At 70.7% G+C, this 26,263-nt stretch carries 22 protein-coding genes; 8 read left to right on the top strand and 14 right to left on the bottom strand.

The genetic code is table 11. The features are described 5' to 3' along the window. Positions 1–379 precede the first annotated feature (379 nt). From ABD841_RS26100 to ABD841_RS26110, 3 genes are all read left to right on the top strand, one after another. On the top strand, positions 380–2,020 hold the full coding sequence (locus ABD841_RS26100; protein ID WP_344977162.1) for an ATP-dependent nuclease: 1,641 nt from the start codon (positions 380–382) through the stop codon (positions 2,018–2,020). Next, complete coding sequence (locus tag ABD841_RS26105; RefSeq protein ID WP_344977165.1) at positions 1,944–3,449, top strand: UvrD-helicase domain-containing protein; 1,506 nt, start codon at positions 1,944–1,946, stop codon at positions 3,447–3,449. Before ABD841_RS26100 ends, ABD841_RS26105 begins: the two co-directional genes overlap by 77 nt. 611 nt (positions 3,450–4,060) lie before the next feature. After that, a complete protein-coding gene (locus ABD841_RS26110; protein ID WP_344977168.1) occupies positions 4,061–4,345 on the top strand; it encodes a hypothetical protein in 285 nt (94 codons plus the stop codon). Between the two features lie 94 nt (positions 4,346–4,439). On the opposite strand, the gene ABD841_RS26115 is transcribed toward ABD841_RS26110, so the two are convergent. Both ABD841_RS26115 and ABD841_RS26120 read right to left on the bottom strand, forming a co-directional pair. Next, complete coding sequence (locus tag ABD841_RS26115) at positions 4,440–4,937, bottom strand: hypothetical protein (RefSeq protein WP_344977171.1); 498 nt, start codon at positions 4,935–4,937, stop codon at positions 4,440–4,442. A gap of 88 nt (positions 4,938–5,025) precedes the next feature. Next, positions 5,026–5,319: a sulfurtransferase TusA family protein gene (locus tag ABD841_RS26120; protein WP_344977173.1), complete on the bottom strand. Its 294-nt coding sequence runs from the start codon at positions 5,317–5,319 to the stop codon at positions 5,026–5,028. Between the two features lie 594 nt (positions 5,320–5,913). On the opposite strand from ABD841_RS26120, the gene ABD841_RS26125 reads away from it, so the two are divergent. Then, a complete protein-coding gene (locus tag ABD841_RS26125; protein ID WP_344977176.1) occupies positions 5,914–6,177 on the top strand; it encodes a hypothetical protein in 264 nt (87 codons plus the stop codon). Then, positions 6,177–6,914, top strand: coding sequence for a sulfite exporter TauE/SafE family protein (locus tag ABD841_RS26130; protein ID WP_344977178.1), 738 nt, complete (start codon positions 6,177–6,179; stop codon positions 6,912–6,914). Before ABD841_RS26125 ends, ABD841_RS26130 begins: the two co-directional genes overlap by 1 nt. Before the next feature lie 85 nt (positions 6,915–6,999). On the opposite strand, the gene ABD841_RS26135 is transcribed toward ABD841_RS26130, so the two are convergent. From ABD841_RS26135 to ABD841_RS26150, 4 genes are all read right to left on the bottom strand, one after another. Further along, the gene (locus ABD841_RS26135; protein WP_344977181.1) at positions 7,000–10,062 is read right to left on the bottom strand and encodes a poly(A) polymerase; all 3,063 of its coding nucleotides are present in this window, start codon (positions 10,060–10,062) and stop codon (positions 7,000–7,002) included. 2 nt (positions 10,063–10,064) lie between these two features. Next, complete coding sequence (locus tag ABD841_RS26140; protein WP_344977184.1) at positions 10,065–11,906, bottom strand: RNA ligase family protein; 1,842 nt, start codon at positions 11,904–11,906, stop codon at positions 10,065–10,067. A 112-nt stretch (positions 11,907–12,018) separates the two neighbouring features. Then, complete coding sequence (locus ABD841_RS26145; protein ID WP_344977187.1) at positions 12,019–12,687, bottom strand: response regulator; 669 nt, start codon at positions 12,685–12,687, stop codon at positions 12,019–12,021. Between the two features lie 64 nt (positions 12,688–12,751). After that, complete coding sequence (locus ABD841_RS26150) at positions 12,752–13,897, bottom strand: sensor histidine kinase (RefSeq protein WP_344977189.1); 1,146 nt, start codon at positions 13,895–13,897, stop codon at positions 12,752–12,754. Positions 13,898–14,027: 130 nt separating this feature from the next. Here ABD841_RS26150 and ABD841_RS26155 point away from each other — a divergent pair, with 130 nt between their 5' ends. Then, a complete protein-coding gene (locus tag ABD841_RS26155) occupies positions 14,028–14,597 on the top strand; it encodes a hypothetical protein (protein WP_344977192.1) in 570 nt (189 codons plus the stop codon). A 58-nt stretch (positions 14,598–14,655) separates the two neighbouring features. Here ABD841_RS26155 and ABD841_RS26160 read toward each other — a convergent pair whose 3' ends face one another. The 7 genes from ABD841_RS26160 to ABD841_RS26190 all read right to left on the bottom strand — a co-directional run bounded on the left by ABD841_RS26160 (position 14,656) and on the right by ABD841_RS26190 (position 23,536). Then, positions 14,656–15,948, bottom strand: coding sequence for an RNA polymerase sigma factor (locus tag ABD841_RS26160; RefSeq protein ID WP_425582042.1), 1,293 nt, complete (start codon positions 15,946–15,948; stop codon positions 14,656–14,658). Positions 15,949–15,953: 5 nt separating this feature from the next. Further along, the gene (locus ABD841_RS26165) at positions 15,954–16,289 is read right to left on the bottom strand and encodes a YciI family protein (RefSeq protein ID WP_344977334.1); all 336 of its coding nucleotides are present in this window, start codon (positions 16,287–16,289) and stop codon (positions 15,954–15,956) included. 251 nt (positions 16,290–16,540) lie between these two features. Beyond that, positions 16,541–17,590, bottom strand: a complete 1,050-nt coding sequence (locus tag ABD841_RS26170) for an NAD(P)/FAD-dependent oxidoreductase (protein ID WP_344977198.1) — start codon at positions 17,588–17,590, stop codon at positions 16,541–16,543. 249 nt (positions 17,591–17,839) lie between these two features. Next, a complete protein-coding gene (locus tag ABD841_RS26175) occupies positions 17,840–20,074 on the bottom strand; it encodes an ATP-binding cassette domain-containing protein (protein ID WP_344977337.1) in 2,235 nt (744 codons plus the stop codon). A 380-nt stretch (positions 20,075–20,454) separates the two neighbouring features. Further along, positions 20,455–21,954: an apolipoprotein N-acyltransferase gene (gene lnt / locus ABD841_RS26180; protein WP_344977201.1), complete on the bottom strand. Its 1,500-nt coding sequence runs from the start codon at positions 21,952–21,954 to the stop codon at positions 20,455–20,457. Between the two features lie 142 nt (positions 21,955–22,096). Beyond that, positions 22,097–22,996: a phosphotransferase family protein gene (locus ABD841_RS26185; protein WP_344977204.1), complete on the bottom strand. Its 900-nt coding sequence runs from the start codon at positions 22,994–22,996 to the stop codon at positions 22,097–22,099. A 270-nt stretch (positions 22,997–23,266) separates the two neighbouring features. Then, on the bottom strand, positions 23,267–23,536 hold the full coding sequence (locus ABD841_RS26190; RefSeq protein WP_344977207.1) for a helix-turn-helix domain-containing protein: 270 nt from the start codon (positions 23,534–23,536) through the stop codon (positions 23,267–23,269). Positions 23,537–23,623: 87 nt separating this feature from the next. Here ABD841_RS26190 and map point away from each other — a divergent pair, with 87 nt between their 5' ends. Beyond that, positions 23,624–24,448 carry a type I methionyl aminopeptidase gene (gene map, locus ABD841_RS26195; RefSeq protein ID WP_344977210.1) on the top strand — a complete coding sequence of 275 codons (825 nt, stop codon included), beginning with the start codon at positions 23,624–23,626 and terminating at the stop codon, positions 24,446–24,448. Positions 24,449–24,673: 225 nt separating this feature from the next. Here map and ABD841_RS26200 read toward each other — a convergent pair whose 3' ends face one another. Next, positions 24,674–25,648, bottom strand: coding sequence for a helix-turn-helix transcriptional regulator (locus ABD841_RS26200; protein ID WP_344977213.1), 975 nt, complete (start codon positions 25,646–25,648; stop codon positions 24,674–24,676). A gap of 136 nt (positions 25,649–25,784) precedes the next feature. Between ABD841_RS26200 and ABD841_RS26205 the strand changes: the two genes are divergently transcribed. Continuing rightward, complete coding sequence (locus tag ABD841_RS26205) at positions 25,785–26,180, top strand: RidA family protein (RefSeq protein ID WP_344977340.1); 396 nt, start codon at positions 25,785–25,787, stop codon at positions 26,178–26,180. Positions 26,181–26,263 lie beyond the last annotated feature (83 nt).

Raw genomic sequence — 26,263 nt, forward strand, 5'->3', positions numbered from 1 at the left:
TACAACGGGGCTACTGCCATGGATGGGAGCATAGCGAAAGATGCTTCTCAAGCGAGTCACGGTGAGTGGATTTCGGGCAAGCGCCACGAGCCCCATCGAGTGTGAATTCCCCGGGCGGTTCAGCGTCCTCGCGGGCCCCAACAACGCGGGGAAGAGCACGGTCAGCGAGGCCATCTACCTCGCGCATCGCGAGGTCTTTCCCTGGATCGGCCGGTTCCCGGGGTCTCTGCTTGGGGCCACACCCCGCCGAGTTTCCGTCACGTATGAGCAGGCGGGGTCCTCCAGCCCAGGCGCAGGTCCTCTTGACGCACTGCTGGGCGCCCAAGGCGTGGGGACGAGCGGCGCCTCGATCACCTGGTCTCGGCGACTCTTCCGTCGCATGGGACAGGTCGGCAGAGAGTTTGATCATGCTCTTCCGCAAGGAGAGAACTACATCCGGTTGGTTTACCTGCCCGCCGATCGCAACCCCGTCGACGAACTAGCGAGGCGCGAAGCGCGAGTGCTCATCGAACTCCTCCGCGCTCACCAGCAGCGAATCAGCGGACGACGCAGTCTCTACGGCTTGAGGCGCCGGGCTGAGTACCTGCTGGAGGAACTCTCAAAGGACCCTTTGATCCAAGAAGTCGAGGGCAGGATCGGGGAGTATCTCGCGGAGCTATCTGATGGGATCAACCCGCACGTTCCCTTCGTTCGTGGCCAACAAATAGATGATGCGTACCTGGCTCGCGTGCTGGAGTTGCTGCTCGCCGCCACGGACGATCGTATGGAAGCTCACCGGCTGGAGATCAGCAGCCTGGGCTATGTGAACCTGCTCCATATCGCGGTGACGCTAGCAGCCATCCCCGATCTCACTGCTCCGTCAGGCCAGTTGGCAGCATGTGCCGGCGAGGACGGCGATCGCGAAGACACGCCCGAGGATCGAGAGGCGGAACTGGACCCCGAAGCGGAACTTCGGATCGCGGACGAAGAGCGCGAACTGGAGGAGGACGCCTTCTTCCCAACGCCCGCTTTTCACGCGACTGTGGTCATCGAGGAACCTGAGGCACATTTGCACCCCCAACTGCAACACGGGCTTGTCCGCTACCTCCGAGGCATGGTTAAGACTCGCCCCGAGCTCCAGGTTATCCTGACGACCAGCGCGTCCGACATCATCTCCGCCTGTGCACCCACAGAGCTGATCATTATGCGCCAGCTCCGGAACGGCGGACGAGCAACGCGTACGGTGGCTAGCTTGCCCATTGTGGATCGCGACACGGTATTGACGAAGGCGCGCCTTCATATGGACGCGATGCGGTCATCGGCTCTATTTGCCGAGCGCCTCGTCCTTGTTGAGGGCGTCACAGATGTCACGATCCTGCGCCAGTTCGGTAGGTCATGGGCGGGCATGGATCGAAAGAAGCAGTCGTTCGTTAATGCCCTAGGCATCATTCCAATGGGTCACAAAGTCGGCTCATGGGCCGTTCGACTACTGGCGGCCCAAGGCCAGGAAATCTGCGACCGTCTCGCGATCATGCGGGACAGCGATCAGCCCATGGGGCAGGTGCCCACACGCCCTAAGTGGCTCGCAGATCACTCTCCCGACGTTGTTGGATACTTCCCAAGCCATCCAACACTGGAACCCGCCATCGTCAAGGGAAACGAGATGGCCGTGGCTGAGGCACTGACCGCCATCGGTGTCCCCCACCCAGTCCCCATCTCCCCCACCACGATTCACGAGCTTTTTCGCAGCGGTGTGGCAGCGAGTAGGAATAACGGAGTTGCCCTCCCACCAGGTGCCGCCGCGAAAGACAAAGGCGAGTTTGCTCTTCACCTTGCGGCAGAACTTGAGGATCGCATCAACCATGATCCCCAATCAGTTCAAGTGCCGAAACACATGGCCGACCTCTTCGACTTCCTCTATGACCCGAATGTCGCACCGGTGACTGCAGCCAGCCCTGAGCAGGATGGCGGTATCCCGCTGGAAGAGTTCGATCAGCAGCCCCTTGACGACTTCATCTGGACTAGCCTTGTCCAGGATTAGCAGCACGTACCTGACTCGTGAGCAGCTCTCCGCCGTAACATCTAGGAACTCACGTCTTTACATCGAGGCGTCGCCGGGATCAGGTAAGACAGCGGTCGCCGCGGAACGCTTCGGCACGTTGCGCTTCACAACACGACCCGATACGCGCGCGGTGGTCGCCCTTAGCTTCACGCGGGCAGCGGTCGCCGAGCTCAAGCAACGCATCAAGCATCGGTGGGGTGGGACCGCACTAGCCTGGCCCCACCGCGTCGACACGTTCGACGCCTTTCTGCGCGACCTAGTCACGAACCTACTTCGGCGCGGGCTCCTCCAGTGGCCTGGCGGACACCAAGTTCTAACAGTCAGCGACAAGTGGGAGATCTGGGGTATCAAGATCAATCCAAGGAAACCCATCTATCCACATCTCACGATCGCCAATGGCCGGGTCAGCTACCGAGAGACCAGCGTCTTTGCCGAGGCCCTTGCAGATGGACACTGCACACATGAGGAGGTTCGAGCACTTATAACTGCGATTCTTAAAGAGGGAGCGCTATCCAGGGCGATCGCGGACTACATGCTTGACGCCGTTCGGGCGCTCGTAGTCGATGAGGTCTTCGACGGTAACGAACTCGACCTTCAGATCATCCGTCTCGCCTGCGATCTGGGGATCCCAGTGACGCTCATCGGCGACCCGTGGCAGGCCCTGTATGCGTTCCGCGGCGCAACGCCTGCAGAAGTACCAAAGCTAATCGCAGACTTTGGGTTCCTCTCCCACTCGCTGACGAGATCGTTCCGCTTCCGCAGTGCCGCCACCCAAAGCTTGTCCGCCGCAATGCGGTCCGGTATACCGGCGAACGTTCCGTTTATAGAACCAGAACAGCAGATCGATGTGATATTGGCCAGCCGGTGGGAGGACCTATGGGAGGCCGGGCCACACGTGCTGCCGCTTTCCTTCGGCCAACCCACGACCAATGGGATGGCCGCCGCGACATTGCTGCTGAACCATATCACGCGGAAGGTCCTCAATACGTCAGCGGTCTATCTGCACGAGGCTCTAAACCGTCTCGGGCTAGCGCCAGAAACGAATCTGTCTGATGCGATGGACCAAGCGCTAAGTGTGCTGCAACGACCGAATGGAGCGACCGAGGCTGCGTCAGAAGAGATGATTGCCATACTTCGACGCAGCAACGCCCGCCTTCGTTTGCAACGCCCTCATCTTGCGGCGTACATCGAACGTATCCGTCTTCGTACAGCTGCAAATGCTCTCAGCTACATCCCAGGGCTGACGGTCCACCAAGCCAAGGGACAAGAGTGGAATGTCGTCGGCTACAAGGCGACTGAGGACGACCATCGAGCACTCGCCAACGGCCTCCGAAACAACCTCAATGCGCACCGTCGGCTCTACGTCGCGCTCACCAGGGCAAGGCATGCAACGGTGCTGGTGCCGTGATCCTCTGGAGGGAGATCTGTATCGCGATGCCGCCAATGGGAGTCCACGCGGTCCGGAGGAGGGCGAGTACCGACCGGCCTCGAGGCCGGACCAGGCCGGCTGACTGACCCGGTTGTGAGTTTGACCCGGAGAGTCGATTCGCGCGAGCCTGACCCGGAAGGCGGGACGGCAACTGGTCGGAGAGCCTGAAGGGCAGGTGGTCGCCGCCGTGGCATGGCCGTCGAGCACGGTGCCGAGCGCCGCTTCGAGGCACCGGTCCGACGCGTCTGCGTCCTCGCCATCCAGTAGCTGAACGGCGAGCATCGCTTGCATACGGCTGCTCGGTGATTGCTCGTAGGCATTCGATCTGCTGGGAACGCGAGCTCATCACGCAAGCCCAGCCCTACGCAGCCAGGCCGAGATAGCGGACAAACAGCACATAATGCCGATGGTCAAGAACGCGCGGTTGCTCGGTGGTTGCTCGCGTGTACGCAATACAGCACGGCATCCATCATCACTTTCCGACACGACGGCGCGGAGAATTCCGTCTACAACGACACAAAATGTCACTCCGCGACACTGAGCGACACCGAGGGAACCGACTCTAAACACGCGGGGCCATCCTGGCCGATATGCGTACTCTGGCCACTGCGGTCGTCGTCATTCTGGGTCTGCTCTCGACGGTCTGGGTCTGGTTTTCATCGGTCTTCGTCTCCGGCGTCTGCGGGGACGCCGAAGTCTGCCAGAACGTCACCAGCATGCTCATCGTCGTGGGCCCGCCGGCCGACCTTGCCCTGATCGCGCTGGCCGTGTACGCGATCTGGACGGGGGCGACGGCGCGGGCGGTCGTATTCGGGCTCGGCGCGACCGGTTTGTGCGCCGTGGCCTCCGCCTTGCTGGAGTCCGTGGTGCCCTGAGGCGGCGGATGACGAACCGGACGGCGTCGGCGGCGCGCTCGGCGGTGAAGGTGCGTTCCATCTCGACGAACAATGCCGGCGGGCTGCCCCCTGATCAGGTTCGCCGTACCTGCAGCATCGGCTTGAGCGCCACCAGGGCGCCCACGGCGAAGACCGCTGTGGCCAGGTAGATGAGCCCGAGGTGGCCGAGCGTGGCCAGGCCGTACGGGTAGTGCGCGGGAAGCGCGACGGCCAGGGCGAGCACGGGCACCGCGACCGCCGTCACGTACGCCCACCACAGGCCGTGCCGGACCCCGAACCAGGCGAGTGCCGCGGTGGCCAGCCCGGTGGCCGCGATGAACCCCGACACCGCGATGTGCAGGTGCGAGATGTACTCGTACAGATCGGGACTGAACGCACGGATCTGGGGCCGGCCGACGTCGACCTCGGCCGGGCCGATGCCGAGCTCCAGGAACGCGCCCGTGAAGTTGCGGGCGAAGAAGATCACGGCGTACCCGATGAACGCCAGGCCCGCGAGTGCCATGAGCGACGCGCCGAGCCGCAGTGCGCCGGACTCCGCGCCTGTGGCCGCGCGATGTGCGGTGGTCGCCATGGCCGCCCCCTTTCATGGAAGTGCCGCTCAGGGGGAAGCGGTGTCAACCCCTCCATTTTCCCACGTCCGCGGCATGACCGGCAGGTGGTCAGCGGTCGGCGGGGTGCCAGGGGGCCTGATCCCGGGTGGGAAGGGCCGCAGGCTCCACCCGCAGAGCGTAGGCCGGCCGATCGGAGGCGGGCAGGGGGCCGAGGTAGGTGTGGCCGGTCAGGTGGCACCAGGCGGGCAGGTCGATCGGCGCGGCCGGGTCGGTGGCGATCAGATGGACGACGCTGCCGGGGGCCAGGTCGCCGACCAGGCGGCGCAGCTCGATCAGTAGCTGGACGCAGCGGCGGTCGCCGCCGTCCAGAACCACAGGCTCACCTGCGGTGTCGTGGTTCACGTGGCCGCCTTGAGCATCTGCGGACGGCCGGAGACGGTGGCCGGCCCCGGCCCGGCGGCTTGGGTGGGGGGCCTCGGCTGAGCGTTCGCCCCGGGCCGGCGGATCCGTCGGTTCGCGTCGTCTGCCGCCGGCCGACGCCTTGCCGACGGAGGCGGACGCCTCGAACGGCTCCGTCGTGGCCGCTCTGTCACCCATCGACGTTCCCCCGTAAATCTACGAAATAGCGTAGGAGATGGTGATTGAGGGGGCAACACGGTGATCCCGGCTGCTGACCGGCGGGCTCCCCGTCGCCGACGGCGGGCGGCATCGGCGGCCACGTCGGCGGTGGCGATCACCGACCCCAGGCCGGCCCGCGAGGCGACCGGGGGTGCTCATCTGCGACTCCCGGAGGGACCACAGGTCGAACCCGTCCGGGGCGTACGTGCCGCACGGCGTCTGCGCCGCTCTTCGACCACGAACGGTCCCGCACCTTTTCCGGCACGCGCGGTTGACGATCCACGCCACATCCAGCACTTCGAATTACTATTTTGGGCCTTAAATGTTCATCTTTGATAATTGATAAACCCATTATGGGGCCAGTGATACGGTCGGGGTATGAGCCCCACCGCATCGCCGCAGTCCGGAGAGGGGGAGCACACCCGGCGCGTCATCCCGAGCGCGGCCGTCTCGGCACCCGCCCGTGACCGCGCGGTGACGCTCGCCGACGTCGCCGAGGCGGCCGGCACCGGCCGCGGCACCCCGCACCGTCGCCACCCCGGCCGCGGCGAGCGCGCCGCGGCGGCCGGCACCGGCCACCGGACCCGTCCCGTGACCATGGGACCGGCACCCGCGGCCGCACGCGCCCCCCGGCGAGGCTGATGCCCTCCCTCGACGTCACCCAGTGGGCGGTGGTGCTGCTCTCCCTGTTCCTGGTCGGCTTCTCCAAGACCGGCGTCTCCGGCACCGGGACGGTGGCGGTCGCCCTGTTCGCCCTCGTCCTGCCGACCAAGCAGTCCACCGGCATGCTGCTGCCGCTGCTGCTCGTGGGCGACGTGGTCGCCGTGGCCTCCTACCGCCGCCACGCGGACTGGCCCAGGTTGCTGCGGCTGTTCCCGTGGGTGGCCGCGGGGGTCGTCGTCGGCGCCGTCGTCGTCCGCTGGGTCGACGACGACCAGATGAGACGGCTCATCGGCGGGATCCTGCTGGCGATCACCGCCGTCCATCTGTGGAACCGCCGCCGCGGTCCCGACGCCTCACTCGCCCACCACCGGCCGGTGGCCGCCCTGGCAGGACTGTTCTCCGGTTTCGCCACCATGACGGCCAACGCGGCAGGACCGATCATGGCCCTGTACCTCCTCGCGGCGGGCCTGCCGATGCTGGGCTTCCTCGGCACCAGCGCGTGGTTCTTCCTGACGATCAACGCCTTCAAGGTGCCGTTCAGCGCCGCGCTCGGCCTCATCACCCCGGCCACCCTCGTCTTCGCCGCGCTCACCGCCCCTGCCGTCCTGGCCGGGGCGGTGGCCGGGCGCACGGTCGTCGGTCACATCGACAGGACATGGTTCGAACGGATCACCCTGGCCTTCACCGTCCTCGCAGCGCTACGCCTCCTGCTCTGAACCGGGCGCGGTGGGTGCCGGACTCCACGGCGAGACCGACGCCCTCCACGGGCCGTGTCCCACACCTGCCGCGCCACGGCCGTGCTCAGCGGAGGGTCGGCACCTCGCCGCACTCCGCCCGTTCCACCTCCGCCCCGCGCAGGCCCGCGACCCACGGATCGGCGATCTCGGCGAGCTCGGTGGCGCCGGGCGGTGTGCGGCCGAGCCCTATCGCGAACCGGGTCAGTCCCGGCCCGGTCTCGAACGGCCGGGGCCACGCGTGCGAGTCCCGCACCCCGGCACGTTCCATGGAGGTGAGCAGCCCACGCACCCGGCCCCGGACGCGACCCACGGCCACGCCGAGTTCCTCCGCCGACCTCGCCCGTACGGTCACGATCGCCCACGCCGCGTGCCGCCGGTGGAGCGGCGGCGGCGACAGCAGGCCGGGCCGGGGGTCCCGGCCGGTCTCCGCCGCCGCTTCCACGATCTCCCAGGCGTCGTAGAGCTCCTGCGTCAGCAGGTCACGCCCACCGGCGCCGACCTGATCGCTGCACAGGCGGATCGGGGCCGTAGGGGTCATGATCTGCACGGCCGCGCCGGAACCCCCGTCCGGTGGCCCGTCCTGCCCCTGCGGCGAGGCGTCCGGCCGGAGCTCGATCGGCCGGCGCCAGTCCCAGGCGGCCCACCCGCCGAAGAAGTGCCGGAGCAGCTCGTCCGGTGGGAGGTCGCCGGCCTCGCGCACCGTCCGCGCCACCAGGATGGTCCAGGCCAGGCCCGGCAACCCGCCGAACGGCGCCGAGTCCAGTCCCCGTGCCTTCGCCCACGCCTTCACCTCACGGGCCAGCCCGACGAATCCGGTCCGGCTCGCGCCGACCGCGGCGAGCACCGCGTCCGCGTCGCTGACCGCGCTCAGCGCGATCGCGGAAGCCTCGTCCAGCCCGGCACGGAGGGACACCGCCTCGGCGGGGGCGATGTCCGCCGTCGCGACGAGGGTCAGATCGACGTCCAGGCCGGTGTCCGGGCCGGCGATCCGCAGCCGCAGTCCGGGCACCCGCGCGCCGACCACGCGCCGTACCCCGGTCGCCTCCGGTAGCGCCGCCTTCACCCGCCCCTCGACGTCCGCGAGGTCGGCCGCTCCCGGCAGCGCCACCACCAGGTCCAGGTCCGCGCCGGGCAGCTCGCAGCCCAGGCGCCGCGACCCGGTGACGTGGACGGCCCCTTCCGGCAGCGCGTCCCGCAGCCGCTCCACGACCTCCCGGGCCCGCTCGGCCCGGCGGCGCTCCCCCGCCCCGGGACCGCCCCGCGCCGGAGCGCGCGTCCCGGCCCCCGGGCCGTCCTCGGGAGCGCGCGCCGCATCTTCGCGGACCGCCTCGGGAGCGCGCGCCGCATCTTCGCGGACCGCCCCGCGGGCACCGGACACGTCCGTCCCGTGCCAGGTCCGGCGGGTCGTCCCGGCATCGAGCTCATGGTCGAGCCAGCGCACCTCACCCGTCCCCAGTGCGACGGTCGCCCGGGGCCGCATGGGCTCCGCGCCCCGGCGTGACAGCAGGACCAGCTCGCCGACGTGCGCGGACCTGCCGCCGAGCCGCGCCGCGCAGTCCGCGACGAGCCGCTCCGGATCCCGCACCTTTCCCAGGGTCAGGTGCGGGGTGTAGCCCTCGGCGCGGCCCCGGCAGTGCGGGAACCGGCGCTCCAGCGCGTGGCGCAGTCCGGCCCACGGTTCCGGCCCCGCCGCGGCCGGGTCGAGCCAGACCGTGGAGCTGTCACGGTGCGGGAAGGCACGCACGCCCTGGAGACGGGCGGTGAACGGGGCGATCTCGGCCGCGGCGGCGGCCAGGAGCGGCGCCGCCTCCACGAAGTCGGATTCCGGGACGAAACCCAGCATCACCGTGACATGCGGCGGCCACCTGTCGACCTGCGGGTCATGCTTCCGGCGGATCTCCTGGATCGCCGGCCAGAGCTCCTCCGGCGGGATCCAGGCCACCGCCGTCCGTGCCGTCGGCCGCGCGTCCAGGGTGCCGGGGAACCCGGAGGATCCGGCGGTTCCGTGCTCGCTCCCGCCGATGACGACGTCCACGGCGACGCCGTAGTGGTCCGACACGAACAGGCCGTCCGGGGTCGCGGGAGAGTCGCCCCGCACGACCGCGGCGGTGGCCCGCAGATCGTGACCACGCAGCAGTACGCGGTCAAGACGGGACGCGCGGCCGGAGAGCGAGGAGATCGCCGCCAGCGGATTGACCTGCGGGTCGAAGGTCGGGGTCAGGTCGCCGGGCCCGTGGACCTCGGTCCAGGCGTCCCGCAGGCCGAGCACCCCGGTGGGCCCGCTCCCGCCGTCGTTGAAGTCGCCCAGCAGGATGACGTCCCCGTCCACACCGGCCAGCACCTCGGCGAGCCGGGAAAGCTCGGCCTCGCGCCGGGCGGGACCGTTGTCGGTATGGTCGCTGGTCAGGTGCGTGGTGGCCACCACGATCGGTCCGGCGGCGGACTCCACGGTGACGGCCGTGACGGTCTTGTGCGGGCCGAGGACATGCCGGCCGGCCTCCCGCACCGGCAGGCGGCTGAGCAGCAGGAGCCCGCTGTCGTCGTCGATGTCCCGGCCCACCGGGTCGGTGCCCAGCGTGTAGCCGGAGCGGACCCACCGGGCGCGCAGCAGCATGCCGAGCAGTTCGGTTTCGACCTCCTGCAGCGCGATGACGTCCGCGTCGGCCCGCTCCAGCGCCTCCAGCAGCAACGGCCTGCGCCGGGCGGTGTCGATCCGGGCGCTGTCGTAGCGGTCCCACAGGGTGTTCCAGGTCAGCACGCGCAGGCGGGCCGCCGTCGGCGCCCGCCCGGCCGGTACCGCCTCCGCGGGACGCCAGCCCGTGACCGGGTCCCACGCGAAGGGCGTCCCGGCCGCGAAGAACGGCGCCCGGAGCCTGCGCGGATCCCGCGCCCGGCCGGCCTGCGAGACGTCGATGCGGTCCAGGCCCGTCGACCGGTCCCAGACCACCTCGCCGTCCGCCTCGACGAACAGGATCCGGTGCCAGGGGATGTCGCCCCCGGGGACGAACGCGGACAGCGGCACACGCTTGGGAGCGGCTCCGCGCACGTTGATCCCCAGGACGAACCGCGCCGGGTCGAAGCGCGCGTCCCAGCGGATCCGGTGGTAGATCTCCTCGCTCGTCCGCATGCTTACTCCTCCTCGCCGTCGAGAGCCCCGGCGACGTCGCGGACGTCCCCCTCCGATCCGATGTACCAGGTGCGGTGCGCCTCCCCCGGGTAGGGCGGGGAGAACCGGTGGAGCTGGGCGGTGAGCACCTCCGGCGGCACCCGGTGCGCACGGTCGGCGTTACGCCTGGTCAGCACGTCGTCGGGGACCAGCATGACCGCGTGCGTCGTCAGCGCGTCGCGGCGGCGGGCCACGGCGTGCACCAGGGAGCGCTGGTGTTTGTTCAGTGCCGTGGCGTCCCAGACGACGGTCCCGCCACCCGCCAGAAGCGTGTCGAGGCGGTGCAGGCCCTCGCGGAGGATCTCCGGATTGGCCCGCTGGTCCGCGCGGGATCCCCGGGCCTGGCGCAGGTCGTCGAGGGAGACGACGGCGTCGGTTCCCGGCAGGTTCCGGGCGAAGGTGCTCTTCCCGCTGCCTGACGGCCCCACCGTGATGACGAGCCGGGGGAAGTCGCCGGAGCGCCACCGCCAGCTGAACGCCAGGGCCTCCTCGGCCGTGGCGATCCGGCCCAGCGCGTAGGCTTCCCGCGCCTCGGCCCAGCACCGGTCCGCCGCCTCCGGATCCCCCTCCTCGCCGGTCTGTCCCGCGCCCACCGCACCGGGACGCCCCTCCTCGCCCGCCGCGCCGGGGGCGCGTCCGCGGAGCGCCCGGCGCAGGCCCGCGCGCAGCGGCCTCAGCGGGGCCTCGCCGAGCAGCCCGGCCTCCTCGGCGTGGAGCTCCGACCAGTCGACCTGCTCGCGCGCCTCGGCGGCGTCGCCGTCATCGCGCCCGGCCAGGACCGCGGCGGCGACCGCGTGCAGGACTCCCAGGTCGGCCGCGACGGCCAGCCGTACCAGACCGGTCCTGCGCGCCTCGTCGGGAAAACGGCGGTGCAGGACGGCGTGCAGCTCGACCAGGTCGGCGACCCGCCGCGCCAGGGGCATGCCGAGGGGGGCCACCAGCCGGGGCGCCAGCCAGGCCCGGTGTGTGCCGTGCAGCAGGGCCGCCAGCACACCCGCCAGCCGGGCGTCCCCCGACCGGCCCAGCAGGTCCAGCCGGGCGGAGGCGTCGGCCACGGCCGCCCCGGCGCGCTCGGCGGCGGGTCCCGCCGCGGCGGGACCGCGGAGGTCGCCGGTCGTCATCCCCATGGCGGTGAGGAGCGCCGAGACGTCCGGACCGGCTCCCGACCGCACCTCCCACAGCGCGGCGGCCGGACCCAGGCCGTTCTCGACGACGGGCGCGAGCATCCAGTGCTGGTCCGTCTGCACATGTCCGGGCCGTACCCATTTGGCCACGCGGTGCGCGAACTCCTCCCGGCGGAACCCTTCGACGGTCCGTACGACGTACCCCTCCTGCCGCGAGGTGTCCGGGCGCAGGGCCCGCAGCGCCCGCTCGTCGAAGGTGCCGCGCCACAGTACCCGCGGGACGGGGACCCCCAGCCGCCGGGTGAAGCGCACGGTCCGGTCCCAGTCCAGGCAGTGGTCTCCGTCCCAGACGGAGAAGGCGTAGAACCAGCTCTCCAGATCCCGGTACCCGATCGAGTGCCGGGCGTGCAGGTTCTCCCCGCACACCCGCCAGCCCGGCGGGATGGCACGGGCGATCCTGCCGTGCAGGGCCTTGACCCACGCGCGGGACGGATGGTGCCCCGAGTCCAGCGAACGGGCGTGCAGCCCGTCCGGATACATGGTCGTGTTCTCCCCGTCGAGCTTCTCGGTGACGACGACCTCCCGGCCCACCAGCCCGGCCAGGCCGCCGGCGCGCACGTCGTCCGAGGTCGCCCCCGGCGACCAGGGCAGGTGGGGAGTGCGGGGGTAGTGCACTCGCATGATCTGCTCCCGGGAACGTCGTGGCGCTCCGGTGACTGTAGGGGGAACGGGCAGGGCGAATCCACCGGATAATCCCGGTACGAACCGGCACCCCGCCCTTCTCCCCGGCGGATCACCCAGGTGATCGCCGCGTCGCCTCGCCCACCCGGACCAGGCCCTGTTCGTAGGCGAAGACCACCGCCGCCACCCGGTCACGCAACCCGGTCTTGGTCAGCACCCGCGACAGGTGGGTCTTCACCGTGGCCTCGGACAGGTGCAGTGCCTCGGCGATCTCCGCGTTCGACCGGCCCCACCCGACGTGCGTCAGCACTTCCCGCTCGCGGTCGGTGAGGCGCTCCAGGGCCGCCCCGCCGCCGGGCGGAACGCTCAGGAAACGCTCGATCAGCCGCCGGGTCACCGCCGGTGCGAGCAGCGCCTGCCCGCCGGCGACGGTCCGGACGGCCTCGGCGAGCTGGCCCGGCGGGGCGTCCTTCAGCAGGAAACCGCCCGCGCCCGCGCGCAGCGCCTCGTACACGTACTGGTCGAGGTCGAAGGTGGTGAGCACCAGCACCGCCGGGGCGTCGGGCTCGCCGCGGATGCGCCGGGTGGCCTCGATCCCGTCCATCTTGGGCATCCGGATGTCCATCAGCACCAGGTCGGGACGGAGCCGCCGCGCGTCCGCCACCGCCTCGGCGCCGTCCGCGGTCATCCCCACCACCTCGATGTCGGGCTGGACGCCGAGCATGGCCGACAACCCCGAGCGCGCCAGCGCGTGATCGTCGGCGATCAGGACACGGATCACCCCGGCCTCCTCTCTGTGTACAGCGGCGGGTCGGAATCCTCCGCTTTCGGGCGGGCGGAGAATGTCACTGCGGCTCCACGGGCAGCCGGAGACGGACGGCGTACCCGCCGTCCCCCGCGCGACCGGCGTGTAGCGCACCGCCATAGAGGCGGGCCCGCTCGCGCATTCCGACCAGGCCGTGCCCGGGGGCGGTGGGCGGCGGCTGACGGGTTCCGGGCGCGTTGACGACCTCCAGGCCGAGTTCCGTTCCGCCGTAGGTCACCCGTACCTCGGTGTCGGCCGCACCCGCGTGCCGCCGGACGTTCGTGAGCGCCTCCTGGACGATCCGGTAGGCGGTGAGCTCCAGCCCGGCCGGCAGCGGGCGCCGGTCGCCCTGCTCGACCAGGCGCACCGGCAGCCCGCTCGTGCGCACCTGCTCCACCAGTTCGGGCAGCCGGTCCAGGGTGGGCTGCGGCGCCAGCCCGTCGTCGCCCTCGTCGCGCAGTGCCTCCAGCAGGTGCCGCATCTCCACCAGCGCCTCGCGCGCCGTCCCCGCCACCGCGTCCATGTGCTCACGTGCCCGTTCCGGGTCGAGGGCGCCGAGCTCGCGCGCGGCCCCGGCGTTCACCGCGATGATCGACAGCGAGTGCGCGACCACGTCGTGCAGCTCGCGCGCGATCCGCAGCCGCTCGGCGGCGACCGCCTCCCTGGCCTCCTCGCGTGTGCGTTCCTCGGCGTTGCGCAACTGGACCTCCCGGCGGCGCAGCAGCAGACCGGACGTCCACGCGCCGGTCACGAAGAAGACCATGACCAGCCCCGATCCGAGGTCCGGCTCGGGGCTGTAGAACCGCAGGATGATCGCGACGGCCATGCCCCCGACCGCGACGACCCACGCCGCGACCGCCGCCACCAGGGTCCGCACGTGCAGCGCGGCCGAGAACGCGGCCACCAGGATCGTCGGGAACGGCGCGACGGTGGTCGGCGGCCCGCCGGCGGTGACCACCCGCGCCAGCAGCGCGGCCACCGTGACCCCCAGCACGAGCAGCGGCACGTGCCGCCGGAACACCAGGGGCACCGTCATCACCAGGGCGAACGGTATCTCGACCCAGAGCGGGTCCGGGCCCGCGGGCAGCACCTCCGCGACGGCCCAGGCGGCCAGCAGCGCGGCGAGCACCAGGTCCGAGCGGAGCGGGCGCCGGGGCACCCGGGCGAGCTGCGCGAGGGGATCCACACGGAGAACCGTACTGCCCGATCGGGGCGGGGGCGTCAGCCGTCCGAGGTAGCCGGGTCAGCTTCCGGTGGTAGGTGATCGAGCCCTCCGCCGGACGCGCCCGGACCTCGGCGCCGTCTACCGTCGCGCCGTGACCTCGAACGAAACAGCGCCTCGTGGGCGCACCTCAGCGGGTTTTGCGACGATGGCGGGCGGCCTGGCCATGGCCGTCATGGGAGTGATGCAGGCGGTACGGCCCGATGACGACGAGCCCGAGATCCTCGGGGAAGAACATGTCATCCTCGGGTTGTTCGCGGTCTCGCTGCTCCTGCTCATCCCCGGCTTCCTCGCGCTGGCTCGCCATGGCACCCGTGTCGCTTTCGGTGCGGCCGTCGCCGTCTCGGTCGGTCACGTCCTGCTGGCGTTCGGCTCCACGGCGTCCAACCTGAACGGCATCGACTACCCGTGGTTCGGCGCCGTGGCCATCCCGGCGAACCTGGCCATGCTCGTCGGGGCGATCGTGATGGCGGTGTCGCTGTGGCGGTCCGGACGGGTTCCCCGCCTCGTCGCGGCGCTCCTTCCGGTGCTGTGGATCTGCGAGATCATCCTGTCCCAGGACGGCGGAGGGCTGATCACCGGCGTCTACTGGCTCGTCGTGGGCCGCCTGATCGCCTCCGGCACCCTGGAAGGCGCCGCCCTGGCCAGGTCCGGCCGGGCGTGAACCGCGGCGCTCGCCGGGCGGCGCGGCGAGGCGGGGGACGGGCCGGGACGCCGCGCCGTCATGCGCCGGCCGCACCGTCCGGGCCGGACGTCTCGACCGCGTTCAGCCTGCGCCGCAGGTGGGCCCGTTCGGGTTCGGTGCCGGCGAGGTCGAGCGCCTCCCGGTAGGCCGCCGCGGCCTCGTGGCGTCGGCCGAGCCGGTGCAGCAGGTCCGCCCGGGCGGCCGGGTAGGGGTGGTAGCCGCGCAGCCGAGGCTCGCCGGCCAGTTCGTCGAGCAGCGCCAGGCCCGCCTCCGGGCCGTCGCGCATCGCCACGGCCGCGGCCCGGTTCAGCGCGACGACCGGGGACGGCGCCAGCGCGAGCAGCACGTCGTAGAGCGCCACGATCTGCGGCCAGTCGGTGGTCGCGAGGTCCGCGGCCTCGTCGTGCAGGGCGGCGATCGCCGCCTGCACCCCGTACGGGCCGGGCGGCCCGCCGGTCAGCGCGACCGGCACCAGGCCACGGCCCTCGTCGATCATCGTGCGATCCCAGCGGCCGCGGTCCTGCTCATCGAGCAGGACAAGCTCGCCGCCCGGACCGGTCCGGGCGGCACGGCGCGCGTGGATCGACAGCATCAGCCCGAGCAGGCCCGCGACCTCACGCTCGGCGGGCAGCAACCGGCGCAGGATCCGCGCCAGCCGGATGGCCTCCTCGGCGAGGTCGAGCCGTTGCAGGTCCGGGCCCGAGCTGGCCGCGTAGCCCTCGGTGAAGATCGAGTAGATGACCTGGAGGACCACCGGCAGCCGTTCGGGTAACTCGTCCGGGCCGGGCACGCGGAACGGGATGCGGGCTTCGCGGATCTTCTTCTTCGCCCGCACGATCCGCTTGGCCATCGCCGCGGACGGGACGAGAAAGGCCCGCGCGACCTCGGGTGTCGTCAACCCGGCCAGGCAGCGCAGGGTCAGCGCCGCGCGGTCCTCGGCGGGAAGAGCCGGGTGGGCGCAGGTGAAGAACAGTTGCAGCCGCTCGTCGGGCAGGTCGCCGGCGGCGTCCGCGGGTGGAGCGGGGGCGGCCCGCTCCACCTCCACCTGCATGACGGCGAGCCGGGCGGCGTAGGTCTTGTCCCGCCGCAGCCGGTCGACGGCCTTGCGTCGTGCCGTGGTCATCAGCCAGGCCCCGGGCCTGGACGGAACGCCTTCGGCCGGCCAGTGCGCCAGGGCCGCCTCGATCGCCTCGGAGGCGACCTCCTCGGCCAGGTCCAGGTCGCCGAAGCGGCGGACCAGGGAGGCCAGTAACCGGCCGCGTTCCTCCCGGAACATCGCCTCCACGGTCGACTCCACAGACGTCACGATGTCGCCGGCCCGCTCGTCCATCGCCGTCAGACGTCGAACTCGGCGACCGGCCGCACCACGACCGATCCGCCGTCGCGGGCCCCGGGGCAGCGGGCGGCCCAGTCAAGCGCGACGTCGAGGTCCGGCACGTCGATGACGTAGTAGCCGCCGAGGATCTCGCGCGTCTCGGCGAACGGCCCGTCCGTGGTGATGATCCGGTCACCTGCCGGGCCGACCCGGACGGTCGTGGCGGTGGTCAGGTCCGCCAGCGAGTGCGAGGCGACCAGGATCCCGGCCTCCTGCACGGTCTTGTCGTAGGCGATCCAGTCCTCGAACGAGCACTGGGGCGCATCGGTCGTCGCGGCACTGTGGATCAGCAGCATGTACTTCACGGTTCGACTCCTGTGTGTCCTGTTGTGTCATGTTCTCGCGCGGCGAGGTCGCCGTATGCCATGACGACGAACGGGACGCGGCCATATGGACACACCCGTGAAGACTTTCTCACCGGGCCCGCCGCGGCGGCCGGGGGGGCGACTCCCCCGGCCCGGCGCCCGGCGCCGTACCCGCCGCGGCGTGTTCACCGCGCTGCACCCGCCGCGGCGTGTCCTCCCGCGTGGCCTCATGCCGGGCGGAGTCACCGCCCGTGCCGGTGCCCGTCGGCCTCCCGTTCCGTCTCCGCGGAGAGGGACGCGCGGCGGGCGGCGACGGCCCGGCGGGTCTCCTCGGCGATCAGGTCGGCGTTGATCGCCGCGGCGGCGCGCACCCCCGCACCGGCGGCGCCGATGACCTGCTCGGTCAGGGCGGCCACGTTGCCGGCCACCCACACTCCGGGGACGGCGGTCGCCCCGGTCGCGTCGGCGGCGATGTGGCTGCCGATCACGTGTCCGTTCACCTCCTGCTCGGTCGCCTCAAGGCCCAGGCCGGTGAGGACGTCGGCGCGGGCGACGAAGCGCGGGGTCACCGCGAGAGCCCGGCAGGGGATCACCCGGTCGTCGGCCAGGCGTACGCCGGTGAGCCGGTCGTCCGTCACCTCCAGCGCCGTCACGTGCCCGTCCAGCACGGCGATGTCGCGGGCTGCCAGCTGTTCGTACCCGTCGCGGCCGAGTTCGGGCGCGGTGTGCAGGAAGAAGGTCACGTCCTTGCTCCACTGCCGCCACATCAGGGCCTGGTGGACCGCCAGCGGCCCGGTGGCCAGGATGCCGATCGCCTGGTCGCGCACCTCCCAGCCGTGGCAGTACGGGCAGTGCAGCACCTCGCGTCCCCAGCGCTCCGCCAGGCCGGGTATCCGGGGCAGTTCGTCGACCAGGCCGGTGGTCACCAGCAGCCGGTCCGCCAGGACCGCGGACCCGTCGTCGAGGACGACGCGGAAGCCCCCGCTCTCCGGGCGCTCGGCTGCCGTGACGTGGCCCGTCACGATCTCGCCGCCGTAGCCGGTCACCTCCGCGCGGCCCGCGGCCAGCAACTCCGCGGGGGGCGTGCCCTCACGCGTCAGGTAGGAGTGGACGCCGGCCGCCGGAGCGTTACGCGGCCGGCCGGCGTCGATCACCAGCACCGAGCGTCGTGCCCGGGCCAGGGTCAACGCCCCGCTCAGCCCGGCGGCGCCGCCGCCGACGACCACGACGTCGTAGCGCTTTTCCTCGCCGCCGGGGGCGGCGGTCATCATCTGTTCTGTTTGTACGGTCATGTCCGGTACCTCCGTTCACGGAGATGATCCGCCCACACCCGGAAGTTTGACAAAGCTCCTTGCCGAATCAGCAAACAGAGAGATGCGGACGACGACCTCACGGATCTCGCGGGCGCGCTGACCCTGACCGCCGTGGCCCCGCGGCCGGGAGCGCCACCGCGGCGCCCCCGGCCGTCGGCCGGCTTCCGCACGACCGCTCGGCCCCGGCGGCCTCTGTGATCGCGGTCCTCGCGGTCGTACGGCGAGTCCCTACCGTTGGGTGACGTAGTCGCGGAGATGCACGGCGGTGAGGGACGTTCCGGTGTCGACGAGTTCGGCGGGGGTGCCGGTGAAGACGACCTGTCCGCCGTCGTGGCCGGCGCCCGGACCGAGGTCGATGATCCAGTCCGCGTGGGCCATCACGGCCTGGTGGTGCTCGATGACGATGACCGTGTTGCCGTCGTCGACGAGGCGGTCGAGCAGGGCGAGCAACTGGTCCACGTCGGCGAGGTGCAGGCCGGTGGTCGGCTCGTCCAGAACGTAGGTCGTGCCGTTCTTCGCCATGTGGATGGCGAGCTTGAGCCGTTGCCGTTCGCCGCCGGACAGCGTGGTGAGCGGCTGGCCGAGGCCGAGGTAGCCGAGCCCCACCGCCCCGAGGCGGTCGAGGATCACCCGGGCCTGACCGGTGGGGAAGAACTCGCGGGCCTCGGTCACCGACATGCCGAGGACCTCGCTGATGTTCTTGCCGCGCAACTGGTACGACAACACCTTCGGGGTGAACCGCTTCCCCTCGCACTCCTCGCACACCGCGGCCACCTCGGCCATCATGGCGAGGTCGGTGTAGATCAGGCCGATGCCCTTGCACGCGGGGCAGGCGCCCTCGGAGTTGGCGCTGAACAGACCGGGCTTCACACCGTTGGCCTTGGCGAACGCCGACCGGATCGGGTCGAGCAGCCCCGTGTACGTCGCCGGGTTGCTCCGGCGGGAGCCGCGGATCGGCGACTGGTCGGCGACGACCACGCCGTCCTGCCCGGCGACGTACCCGTGGATCAGGGAGCTCTTGCCGGACCCGGCGACGCCGGTGATGACGGTGAGCACGCCGAGGGGGATGTCGACGTTCACGTCCCGCAGGTTGTGCAGGGAGGCGTTCCTGACCGGCAGGTGCCCGTCGGGGCGGCGCGCCTTCTCGCGCAGCGGCACGCGGTGGTCGAGGTAGCGGCCGGTCAGGGTGCCGGACTTGCGCAGCCCGGCCAGGTCGCCGGCGAAGCAGATCCGGCCGCCCGCCGTACCGGCACCGGGGCCGAGATCGACGACGTGGTCGGCGATCCGGATCGTCTCCGGCTTGTGCTCCACGACGAGCACCGTGTTGCCCTTGTCGCGCAGCTGGAGCAGCAGGTCGTTCATCCGCCGGATGTCGTGCGGGTGCAGCCCGGCCGTGGGCTCGTCGAAGACGTACGTGACGTCGGTCAGGCTCGAACTGAGGTGCCGGACCATCTTCACGCGCTGGGCCTCACCGCCGGACAGCGTGGAGGACTCCCGGTCGAGACTCAGGTACCCGAGGCCGATCCCGGCCAGCGAGTCCAGCGTTTCGCGGAGGGTCTCCAGCACCGGCCCGACGGAGGTGTTCCGGATGCTCCGGACGAACTCGGCCAGGTCGTCGATCTGCATGGCCGAGCACTGCGTGATGGTGCGGCCGTCGATCATGGCGGACCGGGCGGCCTCGTTCAGCCGGGAACCGTCGCAGGCGGGGCAGGTGGCGAGTTTGACCGCCCGGTCGGCGAACGCGCGCGCCTGGGGCTGCATCGACTCCCGGTCCTTGGCGAGATAGAGCCGCTTGACCTTGATGACGAGACCTTCGTAGGTGAAGCTGTTCGACCCGACCTTCACCTTGGTGGCGGGCTTGTGGAGGAAGTCCTCCCACTGCTCGGGGGTGTAGTCCTTGAGCTTGCGGGTGGGGTCGACGAGGCCGGAGTGCGCCATCACCTGCCAGTACCAGTTGTCCACTCCGAACCCGGGGACTTTGATCGCCCCGTCGTTCAGCGACAGCTCCCTGTCGACCAGCTGGTCGATGTCGATCTCGGAGACCTTGCCGAGCCCCTCGCACTCCGGGCACATGCCCTCGGCCCTGTTGAAGCTGAAAACGGAGGGCGGGCCGACGTGCGGGGTGCCGATCCGGCTGAACATGATCCGTAACATGGTGTGGGCGTCGGTGACGGTGCCCACGGTGGAACGGGCGTTGCCGCCGATCCGCTCCTGGTCGACGATGATCGCCGCGCTCAGGTTGCGCAGCGAGTCGACGTCCGGGCGGCCGAGACTCGGCATGAAGTTCTGGATGAACGCCGTGTAGGTCTCGTTGATCAGTCGCCGCGACTCGGCGGCGATCGTGTCGAAGACGAGTGAGGACTTGCCGGAACCGGAGACCCCGGTGAACACGGTGAGCCGTCGTTTGGGGATGTCCAGGGAGACGCCGGTCAGATTGTTCTCCCGGGCGCCGCGGACCTGGATGAGATCGTGGCTGTCCGCTGCGGTGTGATCCGATCTGCGGAGATCGTCAGGGTGCTGAACGCTGCTTTCCTGGTGGTTGGGGACCACGGAACCCTTCCATCCTCGACTGATGATTTATGCTGCAAGGAGGTAACCGGGCAAGCCTACAACGGCTGTTGCACGGCTTTTCTCCGTCGCGTATCCACGCTCGAACCGGACTCGCGCCGCGCCATCCGGCGCAGCATGACAGGCGCCACCGCGCACCCGGCGATCGCCCATGCTTCGCATGCGCGTCGGAGCGGTGGCCGCCCACCTCGGTGCGCGCGCGTCCGCCCCGCGTCTCCGGGAGTCCGCCGGCCTCCTGACCCCCGGACGCGACCCGGGCACCGGGTACCGCCGCCTCAGCCCGGCCGGCGGCCGCGCAGGAACCCCGGGCGGCGGCCGCGCAGGAGGAAAAGGACGGCCGTGACCACGATCGCACCGGACATGACCGGCACCCAGTCGCCCAGCCGGACGTACGGCGTCTCCTCACGGGAGAGCGGCACGTCGACCACGAAGGTGCCGCGATACCCGGGCGGGACCCACGCCAGCATCCTGCCTCGCGCGTCGAACGCCGCCGAGGTCCCGTCGAGCTCCACCAGCACCGCCGGGCGGCCGGACTCCACCGCGCGCACGGCCTCGAAGCCGGCCTGCTGGGAGTGCGCCCAGCTGCCGTGGAACGTGGTGAGCGAGCCCTGCACGATGGTGATGTCGGCGCCCAGGCGGGCGAGGCCGCGTCGCATGTCGGGGAAGGTCGACTCGTAGGAGATCAGCGGGCTGACCTTCGTACCGGAGACGTCCAGCGTCGTCAGCCTGTCGCCGGCGGACCGGTCCTGCTCGGGGGCCCCGGTGTAGTCGGCTATCCAGCCGAGCAGCGGTCGCAGCGGTATGTACTCGCCGAAGGGCGCCAGCCGCTGCTTGGCGTACGTGGCCACGATCCCCTCGCCGGTGTACTGGTAGGTCGACTTGGTGACCTGCCCGGACGGGTTACGGGCGTCCACGTTGACCAGCAGGTCGCTACCCGCCTCGGCGGCGGCCCGGCGCAACCGGCGATCGACGTCGGGCCGCTGCGCGGGGTCGAGCCCGACGCTGCTCTGACCCCACACGATGACGTCGTGGTCGAGTCCCGCGAGTTCACGGGTGAGCCGCAGGTGAGCGGCGATGCGCTGTTCCGGGCCGGGGACGATGCCGGTCTGCACGCCCGCCACCCGCATGTCGCCGGTCACCACCGGCTCCGGCCGGAGCATCCCGTAACCGACCGCGGCCGCGGCCAGGGCGACGGCGGCTCCCCCGCCGGCCAGCCGGGTCCGGAGCACGGCGCCGGGGACCAGCGCGGCGGCGACTCCGGTGTTGACGGCGACCAGCAGGAAGCTCAGCAGCCACACCCCGCCGAGGGCGGCGACGGCGAGCACCGGCTGCGCCGTCCACTGGCTGAGGCCGAGGAGCCCCCACGCCCCGCCCAGGTGCTTCCAGGAGCGCAGTGCCTCCGCGGTCACCCACACCGAGGGCAGCACGAGCATCGCCACCAGCACCCTGGCGGGCGAGGCCCGCCGGAGCAGCCCGTGGGCGGCAAGCCCGAAGGGCACCCACACCAAACCGACCACCCCGGCCGCCGCCACGGAGAACACCCCCAGGTAGGGAAGCACCCAGTGGTGCAGCGTCACGAAGAAGCCGCCCGCCGCGAACCAACTGCGCCAGGCCGCCTCCCGGAAAGATCCCGCGCGGGCCAGGAGCAGCAGAAGGGGAACGAGCCCCACCCACGCCCACCACCACGCGTTGACGGCCGGAAACGCCAGGGCCAGGCAGGCGCCGACCAGGGAGGCGAGGAGGCGGAGACCCCAGCGGACCAGCACGGCGAGCATGCCACCGGCCTACCCGCACACGCACCGGGGTCTCGGCGGCACAGCGAAGATTTTCAACGTCCCCCGGCCGAGGGCGCCGACGCGATCCGGCCGGCCTGTCCGGGGTGGCGGCTCACCGCCGATGACCGTTCCTCGCCCCTCGTTACGCCGGGTAGAGCCAGTCCAGCGCGGCGAGGCTCTTGTCGAGGTAGACGTTCTGCCCGGTTTCGATCCCGTAGGCCATGTCCTCCAGGACGCCGCACTTGGCGTAGAAGGCGGCGCGCGCACCGATCACTTCGCTCTGGTGGACGTCGGTTCGGTAGCTTCGCAGAGCGCTGTGGAGCGCGGCGGGGCCAAGGTCGCGGTAGAGGAGACCGAAGTCATGGGCCGGATCGCAGATCGCCGCGTCGCTCCAGTCGATGACGCCGGTCACGGCCATCGTGACAGGGTCGACGAGAAGGTGTTCGATCCCCAGGTCGTTGTGGGAGAACGCCAGAGCGTATCCGTCGGCGGGCGGTGGCGCGTCAAGGAATGCCTCGATGGCCGGGCGGTGCGCTTCCGGCACCTTTGCGGCGATCATGGCGTAGGTCTGGGCGGCCTCTTCGAGCCAGAGTGCGACCGGCTGATCATCGACGTCCACCAGTTCGGCCATCCGGTCGATCGGAGCGTGGTGCAGCGCGGCGAGCAGTTCGCCGACTCTCCTGCCGATTACGGCGTCGTGCGCCGATCGTTGCGGAAGGGGCAAGTGGATCAGGGGCAGGCCGGGGAGTTTGAAGTAGGCCAGGCAGCCCTGCTCCGCGGCGGTGAAGCTTGGCTTCGGGACGGGTAGCGGCGATATGTCGACGACGGCGGCGAGCAGGCGACTCTCGCGGGTGACGTGAGCGGTCCGGCTCGCCGGGTCGGGGTCTTTGCCGAAGCGGACGATCAACTCCTTGTTGATCTCGTAGGCGATGTTGTCCGCACCCTCGCCGAGCAGCGCCACGGAGTCGATCCGATAGCCGGGCAGGTGCGAAGCCACGATGCCGCGCACGTCTCCGGCGAGATCATTGCTCTCGCTGTCCATGGCAGAACTGTAGTGCGCGGGCTACCACGTCACGGCCCGGAACTCGGCACCTACGGCTACGGCGAGCCGCAAGGCAGCTCGCCGAGTCAGGAGAGCAGGCTGGTCAGCCCGTAGTCGATGCCGGTACGGCGGGTCACTGCCAGCAGCCGCCACCATTAGATAAACGCAGCAAAAGGCGCACAACGGTCCCTGTGCGTCGGCCACCCGAAGGCAGGGTGCCAGCGGGTCGGCCGGTGTCCACCGGGACTCCGTGGGCGGGCGCAACGGCGGCTACGAGACGGCTTCCAGCGGTAGGTCGTTGCCGCGCCAGGTAGCTGCCAACTCCTGAACCGGCACGTTGAGCGCCTCGCCGAGGCAGACGATCGTGCCGAATCCGGGGGACGGCAGTCGTCCGGCCTCGATCTTGCGCAGGGTTTCCGGCGAGATGCCGGCCGCGTGCGCGACTTCCGCCAGGTCGCGTCCCGCTCGCGCGTGGCGCAGCAGGGCGCCGAGACGCCTGCCGGCTTCGATCTGCTCAGGTGTGAGCGGTTGGCGGACCATGCTCCCAGGATAGGAGTGGTATTACTATACCGGCAAGTGTTAGGGTACCGGTATAGTAATACCAACACCCTGTGACGCGAGGTATTCGTGATTGAACTGAAGACGCCTGCGGAGATCCAACGCATGCACGTGACCGGGCGTTTCGTCGCCGAAGTGCTCTCCGAGGTCGGCCGACTCGCCGACGTGGGCGTCAACCTCCTGGACCTGGAGCACCACGTGCGCGGCATGATCAAACGGCGCGGGGCGGAGTCGTGCTACTGGGACTACGCCCCGTCCTTCGGACGCGGCCCGTTCCGCAACGTCATCTGCCTGTCGGTCAACGACGCCGTCCTGCACGGCCTGCCCCACGACTACACGCTGCGTGACGGCGACGTACTCAGCGCGGACCTCGCGGTCAGCATCGACGGCTGGGTGGCCGACTCGGCGCGCACGGTCGTCGTCGGGACCGCCGCCGAGGAGGACCTGCGGATCATCCGCGCCACCGAGGAAGCGTTGGAGGCGGCGATCGAGGTGGCACGTCCGGGCAACCGCCTGGGTGACATCTCGGCGGCCATCTGGGCGGTAGCCCACGACCACGGTTACCCGGTCAACACCGAGTTCGGTGGCCACGGCATCGGCCGCACCATGCACGAGGGGCCCCACGTTTCGAACAAGGGCCGGGCAGGGCGCGGCCTTACGCTCCGGCCGGGCCTGACCCTCGCGCTCGAACCCTGGTTCGCCCGCACGACCGACCGGATCGTCTACGACCCCGACGGCTGGACCATTCGGTCGGCGGACGGCTCGCGCACGGCCCACTCCGAGCACACGGTGGCCATCACCGAGGACGCCCCCTTGGTGCTCACCCGGCGTGAATCGGAGAACCCGGCAACGCGGGCTGATTCCGCCGGCCGGCTGTCCGCAAAGGACGCCTGAGCCGCCCTGTTCAACCGATGTCGGCCCGATCGGCCCGCGAGGAGGACCGGAACGGTCGGTAGCGACTGACCCGCCCGGCAGAGGGCTGGTCGATCAGATTTTTCCGTGCGCCGGGCCGTGGACGATGCGGTGGATGGTGGGGCGCCCGACGCTGTATTCGGCCGCCGGGTCGGCGAGGGCTACCCCACCGGTGGCGTAGCGGCGGCCCGCGGAAGGCGACAACTCTCAGGATGACACTCCGTAGCGGGTGGCGATCGCGGCGGCGCGGTTGCGCAGGGAGTCGCGCAACCACTGCGGGGCCAGGGCTTCCGCGTCCGTGGTGAGCTGCCACAGCGCCCATTCGGCGTGTCTCGGATCCTGGAAGGTCACCTCCAGTCGCAGCCAGCCGTCCGAGTCGGCTTCTTCGGCGCGGACGGCCAGCGCGGTGCCCACCAGGTCCTCCCGCCGCGCCGGGTCCACCCGTACCAGCACGGTGACTTGGTCGCCGCCGGTCCGGAACCGCGTGCCGCGTTCCTGCCAGACCCGGTCCAGATCGACCCGGTCCGGTCGCTGTGCGGGTTCGGCGAGCTGCTCGGCGGCCAAGACCCGGGACAGCCGGTAGGTGCGGTCCGCGCCAGACCTCGTGGCCAACAGGTAGCCCCGGTCGCGTACGGTGACCAGGCCGATCGGGTCCACCGTGCGCCACTTCGGGGTCTGGTCCGCAGCCGCGTAGTGGATGCGCAGCTTGTGTCCGGCGAACACCGCGCGCAGGACCTCGGCCGCTATGGCGTCAGGCACCTCCTCCGCGACCAGCCGACGCGAGAGGAGGTCGGTCTCCGGGTCGATGAGCAATCGCTCGGCCGCGCCGGCCGCGGTGTCCCGATAGCTTTCGGGTAACGCGTCAACCACCTTGAGCATCGCCGAAGCGAGCGCCGAGCCGAGGCCGAATGCCTGCGCGCCGCGCCGCGATCCGGCGACCAGCAGGGCGAGGGCCTCGTCGGGGTTCAGTCCGGTGAGCTCGGTCCGGAACCCGGGCAACAACGCGAAACCGCCGTGCCGGCCGCGTTCGGCGTAGACCGGGACGCCGGCTGCGGACAGCGCCTCGATGTCACGCAGCACGGTGCGGGTGGATACCTCCAGTTCGCGGGCCAGCGCGGCCGCGGACAGCCGACCGTGCTGTCGCAGCAGCAGTACCAGCGAGACCAACCGGTCGGCGCGCATACAGGAACTCTACTGAAATACACGACACAGGATGTCGTGATTTGTTGGGAGGCTGATCAACACGACCAGAAAGATGGCGGCTACCGAGCCGATCGACATACGTGATGTCGACGAATCGAATGGAGCTGATGTGGCAATGGAGCGAACGGCGGTCAACCCGTGGGCGTGGTCGGTGGAGATGGGGTACAACCAGGGTGAGATCGTCTCCGGGCACACCCGGACCCTGTACTGCGCCGGGCAGGCCGCGATGAGCGGCGACGGCAAGCCCCAGCACGCCGGTGACATGGCGGCGCAGTTGGCGCTGAGCCTCGACAACCTGGAGGCCGTGCTCGGCGAGGCCGGCATGTCCCTCGCGAACCTCGTCCGGCTCAACGTCTACACCACCGACGTCGATCGGCTCTTCGAGCACTACGGCGTGCTGGCGTCGCGGTTGGGCGCCGCCGGGGTGGCACCGTCCACCACGATGCTCGGGGTGGCACGGCTGGCGATCCCCGACCTGATGGTCGAGCTTGAGGGGACCGCCGTCGCCTGATGCGACCGCGCCGCCTCCGGCAGGGCCGCCGGTCGAACCGCCGCGAGCAGCAGGCAGGTGGGTGATCTCCGGTGCTCGGGGTG

It is taken from the genome of Streptosporangium fragile, from assembly GCF_039534445.1.
GTDB lineage: Bacteria > Actinomycetota > Actinomycetes > Streptosporangiales > Streptosporangiaceae > Streptosporangium > Streptosporangium fragile.

Bases quoted from the DNA above. Each gene is read 5' to 3' on its own strand.
- ABD841_RS26190 (WP_344977207.1), bottom strand. From the start codon at position 23,536: ATGGTCCGCCAACCGCTCACACCTGAGCAGATCGAAGCCGGCAGGCGT.
- ABD841_RS26160 (WP_425582042.1), bottom strand. From the start codon at position 15,948: ATGGACGAGCGGGCCGGCGACATCGTGACGTCTGTGGAGTCGACCGTG.
- ABD841_RS26130 (WP_344977178.1), top strand. From the start codon at position 6,177: ATGCCCTCCCTCGACGTCACCCAGTGGGCGGTGGTGCTGCTCTCCCTG.
- ABD841_RS26200 (WP_344977213.1), bottom strand. From the start codon at position 25,648: ATGCGCGCCGACCGGTTGGTCTCGCTGGTACTGCTGCTGCGACAGCAC.
- ABD841_RS26105 (WP_344977165.1), top strand. From the start codon at position 1,944: ATGGCGGTATCCCGCTGGAAGAGTTCGATCAGCAGCCCCTTGACGACT.
- ABD841_RS26165 (WP_344977334.1), bottom strand. From the start codon at position 16,289: ATGCTGCTGATCCACAGTGCCGCGACGACCGATGCGCCCCAGTGCTCG.
- ABD841_RS26115 (WP_344977171.1), bottom strand. From the start codon at position 4,937: ATGGCGACCACCGCACATCGCGCGGCCACAGGCGCGGAGTCCGGCGCA.
- ABD841_RS26185 (WP_344977204.1), bottom strand. From the start codon at position 22,996: ATGGACAGCGAGAGCAATGATCTCGCCGGAGACGTGCGCGGCATCGTG.
- ABD841_RS26170 (WP_344977198.1), bottom strand. From the start codon at position 17,590: ATGACCGTACAAACAGAACAGATGATGACCGCCGCCCCCGGCGGCGAG.
- ABD841_RS26135 (WP_344977181.1), bottom strand. From the start codon at position 10,062: ATGCGGACGAGCGAGGAGATCTACCACCGGATCCGCTGGGACGCGCGC.
- lnt (WP_344977201.1), bottom strand. From the start codon at position 21,954: ATGCTCGCCGTGCTGGTCCGCTGGGGTCTCCGCCTCCTCGCCTCCCTG.
- ABD841_RS26100 (WP_344977162.1), top strand. From the start codon at position 380: ATGGGACAGGTCGGCAGAGAGTTTGATCATGCTCTTCCGCAAGGAGAG.
- ABD841_RS26205 (WP_344977340.1), top strand. From the start codon at position 25,785: ATGGAGCGAACGGCGGTCAACCCGTGGGCGTGGTCGGTGGAGATGGGG.
- ABD841_RS26140 (WP_344977184.1), bottom strand. From the start codon at position 11,906: ATGCGAGTGCACTACCCCCGCACTCCCCACCTGCCCTGGTCGCCGGGG.
- ABD841_RS26125 (WP_344977176.1), top strand. From the start codon at position 5,914: ATGAGCCCCACCGCATCGCCGCAGTCCGGAGAGGGGGAGCACACCCGG.
- ABD841_RS26110 (WP_344977168.1), top strand. From the start codon at position 4,061: ATGCGTACTCTGGCCACTGCGGTCGTCGTCATTCTGGGTCTGCTCTCG.